The 9,260-nt window shown below is 41.3% G+C and carries 10 protein-coding genes and 1 pseudogene; 9 read left to right on the top strand and 2 right to left on the bottom strand.

Annotation, left to right across the window (positions count from 1 at the left end; genetic code table 11):
- The 4 genes and pseudogenes from H6S82_RS09005 to H6S82_RS08990 all read left to right on the top strand — a co-directional run.
- A pseudogene (locus tag H6S82_RS09005) lies at positions 1 to 294 on the top strand (hypothetical protein); the annotation flags it as partial.
- Positions 295 to 374: 80 nt separating this feature from the next.
- Positions 375 to 1,346 carry a glycosyltransferase family 10 gene (locus H6S82_RS09000; RefSeq protein ID WP_190463109.1) on the top strand — a complete coding sequence of 324 codons (972 nt, stop codon included), beginning with the start codon at positions 375 to 377 and terminating at the stop codon, positions 1,344 to 1,346.
- A gap of 38 nt (positions 1,347 to 1,384) precedes the next feature.
- Positions 1,385 to 2,389, top strand: a complete 1,005-nt coding sequence (locus tag H6S82_RS08995; RefSeq protein ID WP_190463107.1) for an Npun_R2821/Npun_R2822 family protein — start codon at positions 1,385 to 1,387, stop codon at positions 2,387 to 2,389.
- 42 nt (positions 2,390 to 2,431) lie between these two features.
- A complete protein-coding gene (locus H6S82_RS08990) occupies positions 2,432 to 3,343 on the top strand; it encodes an Npun_R2821/Npun_R2822 family protein (RefSeq protein ID WP_190463105.1) in 912 nt (303 codons plus the stop codon).
- A gap of 151 nt (positions 3,344 to 3,494) precedes the next feature.
- Here the strand turns inward: H6S82_RS08990 and H6S82_RS08985 are convergent, their stop codons facing one another.
- Positions 3,495 to 4,412 carry a class I SAM-dependent methyltransferase gene (locus H6S82_RS08985; RefSeq protein WP_190463103.1) on the bottom strand — a complete coding sequence of 306 codons (918 nt, stop codon included), beginning with the start codon at positions 4,410 to 4,412 and terminating at the stop codon, positions 3,495 to 3,497.
- Positions 4,413 to 4,570: 158 nt separating this feature from the next.
- A complete protein-coding gene (locus H6S82_RS08980; RefSeq protein ID WP_190463102.1) occupies positions 4,571 to 6,208 on the bottom strand; it encodes a DUF3352 domain-containing protein in 1,638 nt (545 codons plus the stop codon).
- 337 nt (positions 6,209 to 6,545) lie between these two features.
- On the opposite strand from H6S82_RS08980, the gene H6S82_RS08975 reads away from it, so the two are divergent.
- The 5 genes from H6S82_RS08975 to H6S82_RS08960 form a co-directional block, all read left to right on the top strand.
- Positions 6,546 to 6,836 (top strand): hypothetical protein, encoded by a 291-nt coding sequence (locus tag H6S82_RS08975; RefSeq protein ID WP_190463100.1) that lies wholly within the window; start codon positions 6,546 to 6,548, stop codon positions 6,834 to 6,836.
- Between the two features lie 2 nt (positions 6,837 to 6,838).
- Positions 6,839 to 7,126 carry a PIN domain-containing protein gene (locus H6S82_RS08970; protein ID WP_322111861.1) on the top strand — a complete coding sequence of 96 codons (288 nt, stop codon included), beginning with the start codon at positions 6,839 to 6,841 and terminating at the stop codon, positions 7,124 to 7,126.
- Positions 7,127 to 7,274: 148 nt separating this feature from the next.
- Complete coding sequence (locus H6S82_RS32690; RefSeq protein ID WP_199315157.1) at positions 7,275 to 7,526, top strand: hypothetical protein; 252 nt, start codon at positions 7,275 to 7,277, stop codon at positions 7,524 to 7,526.
- Complete coding sequence (locus tag H6S82_RS32685; protein ID WP_199315156.1) at positions 7,523 to 7,735, top strand: hypothetical protein; 213 nt, start codon at positions 7,523 to 7,525, stop codon at positions 7,733 to 7,735. The genes H6S82_RS32690 and H6S82_RS32685 overlap by 4 nt, the downstream gene beginning before the upstream one ends.
- A gap of 158 nt (positions 7,736 to 7,893) precedes the next feature.
- Positions 7,894 to 9,260 (top strand): M1 family metallopeptidase (locus tag H6S82_RS08960; RefSeq protein ID WP_191056159.1); only part of this gene is annotated, 1,367 nt, incomplete at its 3' end.

Here is a 9,260-nt window from a genome sequence, read left to right as displayed (position 1 = left end):
AGAGAAAAAGAGTTTATAAAAAATTGGGGTATAATTGGCAGTTACTTAGAATTAAAAGGTATGCACAGCGGAGAGGGAAACGCGATGGGATTGGCAGCAGCTAAAGTGGGATGGAATATTACAAAAAGCGAGAGTTGGGAGAAACTGAATAAGATTAGGCAGCACCTAGATGCTTCCTATGGCAAAAAACAAAAAACTTTTTGGGAAATTTTCAAACGCAAGCTAGGCTATCACTATCGCCTGAACAAAGCGAGATTAGCTGCTCTCAAAGATTTTGATTTCTATTACCGCTAAAAATTTTAAATACTAGCTGTAAAGTGTAGAGCGATCGCAGATAATATGACCCACAAAATAATTAGTAGGTAATCTAGTATATGACTAAAAAAATTGTTGGTATGGTTAGCAGCTACCCATCTCTTTATCAACCTTCTTGCGATTGGATGTGGCAACAAACACCACATCCTTATGGCATTTGGGGCAATATTCAAATGCTAGCACCCGCTAAAGAACCTGACTTTTTATTATTGTATAATGGTGGATTGCCGGAAACACAAACGAAAACTTCTCTTCTGGCACGTTTGTTCGGTCAAGCGCAACAGCAAGAAAGTTATGAAGAACTAATTAAGGTGCAGTTACGTGGAGTTCCCAAAGAAAGAGTGATTTTTTTGGTACGGGAACCCCCTTTTGCCAAAATGCAAAAATACAGAGTGCTTGGATACGAAGAGGCGCAAAAATATTGCGGATATGTTTCTGGCCCAGATGATTTCGCTCCTATTCCCGACTATATGCCAGCAATTTGGTATCACTCAAATTCTTTCCGAGAATTAAATGAAATGGGGCCACCAGAAAAACTGCGATCGTGCTGCTGGATCACCTCTGGTATTTCTCGCACCGAGGAACACCGTCAGCGACTGGCTTTTTTAAAGCTTTTGAGCGAGAGCGGTTTAGAATTTGATGTGTACGGACGAGATTTACCTGTATGGGTGAAAGGATACGGCAAAGTAGGCAATAAATGGAACGCGATGAGCGGCTACTACTATAACTTGGCGATCGAGAACTACGCAGACAATGATTGGTATGTCAGCGAAAAGCTTTGGGATGCTTTGTTGGCGTGGTGTTTGCCTATTTATTATGGTGGGCCGGCGGCTGATAAACTTTTGCCTCCAGGCAGCTTTCTCAGATTGCCAAGCGAAGATGAAAAAGGCATAGCATACATTAAGGAAATTATTGCGACACCAGATGCTTGGCATCAAGCTAAAGATGCGATCGCCGAAGCACGTCAGATTATTCTCCATAAACTAAACCTACTCAATTGGTTATCGAATTTAGTCGAGCGGTTGATGTAAAATTGGCAATTATAAGCATTCACAAATAGGGAATTAACATGAAAAATGGGATATACACTTTAGCTAACGATTATGTCTACAATCAACTCGTCGCGTTACTAAACAGTATAGAAGTCAATGTGGGTAAATCAATGCCAGTTTGCGTGATTGCCTATGACGATCGAGTTGATAAAGTACGTGCAGAAGTTGCTAAAAGAGATAATGTCACCCTTTTAGAAGATCCCGCTTTATTTGCTCCTTGGGAAGAGCTTTCCAGGAAAGTATGGCAAGCACATCCCACGGCTTTTAAGATTTGGCAAGAAAAAGGAATTGAAGGAGTTTATCGGATCGGCATGAACCGACGCTACTGCGCTTTCGATCGCGAAGCACCTTTTGAAAGGTTTGCTTATTTCGATGCAGATGTTTTGGTATTAAATAACCTCGCAGAAATCTTTAAAGCTTTAGATAAGCATGAGTTTGTCGTTTATGATTTTCAATATAAAGATCTCTCCCATATTTACAATATCCAAAGTTCTAAATTATTAGAAGTATTTCCTCAACATCGCCTAGAATCAGAAATTTTTTGTGCGGGATTTTATGCGGGAAGAAAGGGAATATTTACCTCAGAGAAATTGAATACAGTGGTATCTAGCCTAGAAGCAGGAGAAGCAGAAATTTTGTATATGTCTGCGCCAAATCAGTCAGTTTTAAACTATATGATCATGCGCTCTCATATACCAGTTTATAATTTAGCGCTAGAATTACCTAAAAATAAGTCAACTGGTTGCTCTGTAACTTCCGGCCATTTCGAGTTACGAGATAATGTTTTGTACGATCGCGGCAATCAACTGACCTATCTTCATTATATTGGCGTCTCGACTAAACTGTTCAATCGGATTTGCGATGGTGAAAATCTTGATTGTCCCTATCGGGATATTTTCTTGCACTATCGCTATCTCCACGAACCGGAAAATCGCCCTCAATTCACAGGTAAACCAAAACCCTATAATCCACCTCCCAGTTTGGGAACGCGAGTTTTACGCAAACTGGGATTATCTCGGTAATAATTCATCCATTCAGATCTCAACCTAAAAACTAAAATCCCTATGGCTCGCGGAATTTACATTGTAGCAAATGAAAAAGTAAGTGAGAATGCGATCGCGCTTTTGAATAGCATTCGTTACTACGACCCAGATATATCGGTTTATTTAATCCCTTTTAATGATAATTATCAAAATTTAGCCGCAACTCTCAACCGATTGCATAATGTGCAAATTTTTCCCGACCTAGATTTTCTTAACCAATTCACGCAAAAAATTGCCGAAATTTTCGAGCGAGATTTTCTAGCACTTCCCAATAAGATGCGTAAGTTAGTAGCCTGGTTTGGCCCATTAGATGAATTTCTCTATATCGATACAGATATTATCGTCTTTGAGAAAATAGCCAAGATTTTAGATTACTTGTCAGAATACGGCTTTATTTGCAACGATTACCATCATGCAGGTAGAGGTTTGCAGGATATTTTTTCCCCCTTGGTAAGAGAAGAAAAAATATTTACGGAAGCACAGTTAAGCGATGTCTTCAATAGTGGCTTTTGGGCATCTAAAAAAGGCACAATTACGCTGGAGCGAATGTACGAACTGTTGCGTGAATGTTCTCAGCATCGAGAATATTTTGACTTTTCTAGCCAAGTCACAGATCAACCAATATTAAATTATATAGTGCTAAATTCTATCCCCAAACGCTTTAACCTCGTTAAAATTCCGGGGGGTGGCCCAGGTAGTTGGGCTGGTTCAAAACACTTCCAACAAAAAGATATTGTACTCTATGATGGCGAGAAAAAATTACAGTATCTTCATTGGGCTGGCATACCGATGAAACCAGGTGCGCCCTATCGAGGATTGTGGGAATATTACCGCTATCTCAACGAACCAAAACCAACTGAAACATCAACCGTTGAACCAAAGAAAATTACCTTTTGGCAGCGGATTATCAATAAAACAAAGAGTTTATTTTAATAGTACCAAATATAAGTTTAAATTGCAGATCTAAACAAACATTTTCCACCATAAATCCGAAACACCCTTTTAACCTGCAAAATGTGGGTTAAATTGACACGAGTAGAGTGAGCAGTGCCCACCCTACATTTGATTTAACATGAAAAAAATCCTAGCTCACTTTGGCAACGATCGTGCGGTGGCGAGGACTGTTGCGAGTAATAGTCGGTCTCTCGAAACCAGCTTCTACTAAAGCTTGTTCGATATCCAAAGTAAAATACTCATCAAACCAAGGCTCGGTACTTTTCAGCAACGTCATAATGTAAGGTGGCATCTTGGCATAAACTTCCGATTTAGGATTCATATCCATGATGCCAATATGACCGTTGGGACGCAGCAAACGCCGTACTTCCCGGAAAATCTGCCGCGTTGCTTCTTGCGGTAATTCGTGACAAAGTAAAAAGATGGAGACTAAATCAAAGGAAGCTGTCGGTAAATTGGTTGATTCGGCGGCGGCGTGTACCCAGCGAATTTGAGCGTTACGCTGTTGGGATTTGTACTTTGCAACTGCGAGAAAATAAGGTGATAAATCTAGACCTGTCATCTTTGCTTGGGGATAGATATCTTGGAGGGCAAAGGTACTCATCCCGACGCTACAAGCGATATCCAAAATCTCTTGTGGCTGGTTGGGAATTTGAGTTTTGAGGATATCGTGATAGCTTTTACGTAACTTAGCGTCTCCATCAGCACTGGCATTTCCCCAGAGAGTAGAGTGAACTGTGTAAGCGGCAACTTCTACTTCTAAAGCAGGTTCCCAACCGAGATTTCCTTCATCATAAGCGTGGAAAGAGTGTAAGTAGTAATCTGGGTAAGTTACGTGCGGATTTTGTACTTGCGCTAGCATACTTTCCCAATCGTGAGAACGTAACTCCTCTACTTCCTTTTGCCAAGCGACGCCAATCTTCTCGGCTCTTTTCATCATCATTTGACGAGCTTGGTGTTTGGCTAAGGCGGCTAGGGGCTTGACAGAAAGCACGCCATTTATTAAGCGAGAAGCTAATCCAGGATCGGTGTTTACAGTAGCAGTCATTTGATTAGTTATTTGTCATTTGTCATTAGTTCATTGTTATTGGTTAGTTGTCCATTGTCAATTGCCATTGGTTATTAGCCCAGATCCCCGACTTCTTGAAGAAGTCGGGGATCTTGATTCCAAAATTATCGTGTCTGAGGCACGCTACATACTGATAACTATTTTCCTGTTTTCGGTTTCAAAGCTAGCAACATTTCCACTTGACTGGTGGATGCGTCAGGTTGTGTAGCTGTGATACCGATACCGCGAATCGAATTGAGGATGGCGTATGATTCGGGTGGCATAGGATTATTTTGTGCGGCAGTTAAGTAGCGATTTAATAAAGACATGGTTTTATCCATATCTATGTAAAAGTAGCCTGCGTTTGGCTTCTGCAAAGAACCTGCGATCGCCTGAAAATATGGGCTACGATCGAGAGGGTTACTATTGATGGCCATAACATCAATTATTGGGCCACCGAGGGCGATAAATAAGGATTCGTTGTCTAACCAACCATAACCCAACCAAACTTGTTGGTCAGCCAGCCGCCATTCTTTTACTATTTTGCCTTGGATGTTTCTTTCTCCTACAGTCACAGAGTTAGTTTGAGCGATCGCATCTATTTTAGCAAGGGTTGCTTCGGCAGTTGCGCGATCGCTTGTTTTAAATATGAATGCTCCACCCAAACCGATAGGAGCTAAAACACCTTGATTTGATGATATCGCTCCGACAGCAAACTCTCCATCCATCCACCCAAAAACTTCTTTATCTAGGTCAATATTGTAGTTTGTTTTGATTTGCTGTCTGTATTGGTCAATTTGTTGTTGAAATTGCGTATTTTTGGCTGATTCTGATACTACAGCCTGCCAACCGCGACTGATTCCGTATCCGCTGATCAGGGCGATCGTTTCTAGGGGAAATTGCGCTACCACTTTACCCGGTGCGGGTTTGTATTCTACTTTAATTAAAGAGGGGTCTACTTTGCCTACTGCTTTCATTCGCAAACCAGAATTATCAACACCCAAACCCATTACCAAAGATTTTACCTGCTTAAGCTGTGCCAAAGATTCAGGCGGCAATGCGGGTGAATTAGGATTGTTTTCGAGTAATTTTTGCAAGACATTTCCGTATTCAGGTATATATATTTGGACGAGACTATTTTCGATATCCATTCCCTTGGCAAGCATGGGGCTAGCATTCTCTTTGTTCGCGAAAGAAGGCTGCCCTTTAAAAGTGTCGATCGCCATTTCCACAGATTTTCTTTGTGGCGACAAGACCAAATGGCTATTCAGGACAGCGCTAAATGTTTTGTTACTACTGCCCACAGTTTCCGCTATTTTGACACCGTTGTAATCGCTTTCTTGTGTTTTCAATTGCGCTTTGATTTTATTTGCAAAATTCCAGGCGCTAATTTTATCTTTTATTCCCACAACCATCAGTAAATTTTGTTGATTTTGTTGGTTTGTATCTGATGGCAAAACAGCAAACATCACACTACCAAGCCAAGGCTGAATATCTTTAGCATAATCAATTTTCGACTCCGCCGTCATCTGCTTGTTAAAATCATTTAGTCCTTTGCTAAGCGCAGCTTGAGCTTCCGGAGTGCCAAACTGTTGCAATTGCGACCAAGCATTAGGGTCTGTGGAAATCGTACCAGTCATCAATGCGTCATCTGGCACAACTTTCGCACTAGCCAAAGGACTTGTGGCATCGCTAAAAGCACCTTTCAAGTAAAGGTAAGCAAGTAAGCCACCCGCTAGGATAACCGCAGCCCCGATAATAAGAGGATTGAGAATACTTGGTTTTTTTTCAGACATTTTATTATCCTGAGATTTGATGAAATTGTTATTAGTCATTAGTCATCAGTGATTTAAAAATAACTGATGACCGAATCTATATCTAAGGTATTAGCAGTTTCTCTAGCAAGCCATAAGTATTTATACTCAGATATTCCCCAGCTATCACAGCTTGCACCAGTTCCATTACCCGCCAGGGGTTCAAACTCCAGTTGTAGGGTTACTGGAAAATGCTCCGCCTGTTTCGCCAGGCTTCGATCCAGAACAAGCTAAATGGGAATATTTGAAGGAGAAGTATAATTTGTAATAATTTGTAATTGTTATGCTACGATCGCAAGCAAATTCACAGGAAAATACTATGCAAGCATACAAACTTAAGGGCAAAGTCGATGACGCAGGTAACTTAGTCATTACGGAATCTGTTAAAATGCCACCAGGAGATGTGGAGGTAGTGGTTTGGCAGGCAATTGAAACGGTTAATAATGATACAGAGCCAAAAAATGAAGCACAACCTGAAATACCCAAAAAGAAAGTAGAATACAGAACTAAGGCATTCAGAGACTTGTTGGAAAATGCTCCGCCTGTCCCTCCCGACTTCGATCCAGAACAAGCTAAATGGGAATATTTAAAGGAGAAACATAACCTTTGAAAGTGCTACTAGATACCAATGTAATAGTGGACATCGCCTTTGAACGACAGCCTTTTTATGATGATAGCGATCTCGTTTTTTCATGGATTGAGGCAGGACAATTAGAAGGCTATGTTTCAGCATCAACTTTTAGCGATCTTTATTATATCATTCGCAAACAAAGAGGTCAAGATTGGACGCTAGCTTTCTTGAACAAATTGGCTTCAGTATGTCGAGTAGCTACAGTTGATGAATCTGTAATTTCAATGGCTCTTAGTGCGAATTTTAGGGATTTTGAAGATGCAATTTAATACAGCACTGCTGTCGAGAATAAATTAGATGCTATAATTACTCGCGATCTGGGAGATTTCCCAGTTACTACTCCTCGAATTTTGACTCCGGCGCAGTTGATTCTGGAATTAACAAATTCTCCTTAAATAAACAATGGCAAAGTAAATCATGCCAATACAACCTCAACTAACTACCAGCGAAATCAACGAAAAGCAGCAGTTATTACAAAATGAAAGCTTTGCCCAAGAAGCTTTGACTACTTTAAAACAATATGAAGGCAAGCTTGATGAGGCTTTTGATAAATTATGGTCTGAAGTAAATGGATTGGAATCATTCGGTTCTCAAAAATCTCTATGGGAAATAACGCTAAAGGTTATACGTCAAAACTCTGTGGAAATGAAGGTTTTCGCGGCAAATTGAGCGAATATATTAAAAAGCCGGAAGATGCAGCTTTGCTGACAGCTTTGATTATCTCGGTGGTACAATTAACTACGTTGCCGATAAATCCTGCGATCGCAACTATCATCGTTCTCTACATTCTCAAAATCGGCATCGGTATTTTTTGCGAGTACACGGAACCTGTCGCAGATGCTGACCCCACCGCCGCCAAGCCACGAAAAACGCCATAAGTGGGACAAGCTGCACAGCTAAACGGGAGTGGGATTCAGCCGGATGGTTGGATGTCGGTACGGTAATCTCCAAAAACGCTAACCTGGAAAATGTACTCGATCGCATTTCGCTAACCGATACCAGCTATACTTCTTCTGTTTCGCAGAGTCCATACCATATGAAGTTGCACTTTTATTTTGATTCCGAAAATAATGGCCATAAATCTTTTGAGTTACCCGGTGCGCGTCCCCACTACAATCCAGATAGGCCGGGACAGGTAGAACATATTTTCCTAGATTTGACCCTAGATATTCCCAACCGCATTTGTAAAGGGACTTGCAATATCAGATTAGCGCCTGTGCGGAGTGGGATCGATCGCTTGACATTGGATGCGGTAAACTTGAATATCCAATCTGTACAAGTTGACGGTTCGCCGCAGCATTTTGAATACGATGCGGAACAGCTGCACGTTAAACTTAGCACACCGATGCAAGTAAATAAGCAGATCGAGATTGCGATCGCTTATTCTGTAGAAAAACCCCAACGCGGCATTTACTTCATTGGCCCCGATAAACATTATCCCAACAAACCGGTGCAAGTTTGGACTCAGGGAGAAGATGAAGATTCCCGCTATTGGTTTCCCTGCTTTGATTATCCAGGACAACTGGCAACTTCGGAAATTCGCGTCAGAGTTCCCAAACCGTTAATAGCTATTTCCAACGGCGTACTAATTAATACAGAAGAAACTGACGAAGACAAAATTTATCACTGGTCGCAGAAAGAAGTTCATCCCACTTATTTGATGACTTTGGCAGTAGGAGATTTTGCCGAAATTCAGGATACCTGGGAGGATGACAGGCAAGATGCCTGTCCCACAAGAATAGTGCCAGTTACCTATTATGTGGACAAGGGAAGAGAAGAAGATGCCCGCCTCACGATGGGCAAAACGCCTCGCATGATCGAATTTTTCAGCGAAAAATTTGGCTACCCTTATCCATTTCCCAAATACGCACAAGTTTGCGTAGATGATTTTATTTTTGGGGGGATGGAGAATACTTCCACAACATTATTAACAGATAGATGTTTGATCGACGAAAGAGCATCTTTAGATAATCGCATCAGTGAAAGTTTAGTCGCCCACGAACTCGCCCACCAATGGTTTGGGGATTTGGTCGTGATCAAGCATTGGTCTCATGCTTGGATAAAAGAGGGAATGGCGACATATTCTGAGGTGTTGTGGACGGAAAACGAGTATGGTTGGGAAGACGCAGCTTACTATCGTTTGAATGAGTCGCGTAACTATTTAATCGAAGATAGCAGTCGTTATCGCCGTCCGATTGTAACTCATGTGTATCGGGAAGCGATCGAACTTTACGATCGACACCTTTATGAAAAAGGTGCTTGCGTTTATCATATGATTCGCACCGAGTTGGGAGATGAATTGTTTTTCCGGGCAATTCATACTTTTGTGCGAGATAACGCCCACAAAACTGTCGAAACTGTGGATTTGCTGAGGGCGATTGAAAAAACTACCGGGCGTAATTT

The organism is Planktothrix sp. FACHB-1355, assembly GCF_014748295.1.
Lineage (GTDB): Bacteria > Cyanobacteriota > Cyanobacteriia > Cyanobacteriales > Aerosakkonemataceae > Aerosakkonema > Aerosakkonema funiforme_A.
Note: the sequence above shows the minus strand (reverse complement) of the source record. Positions and strands in the feature narration are given on the sequence as shown.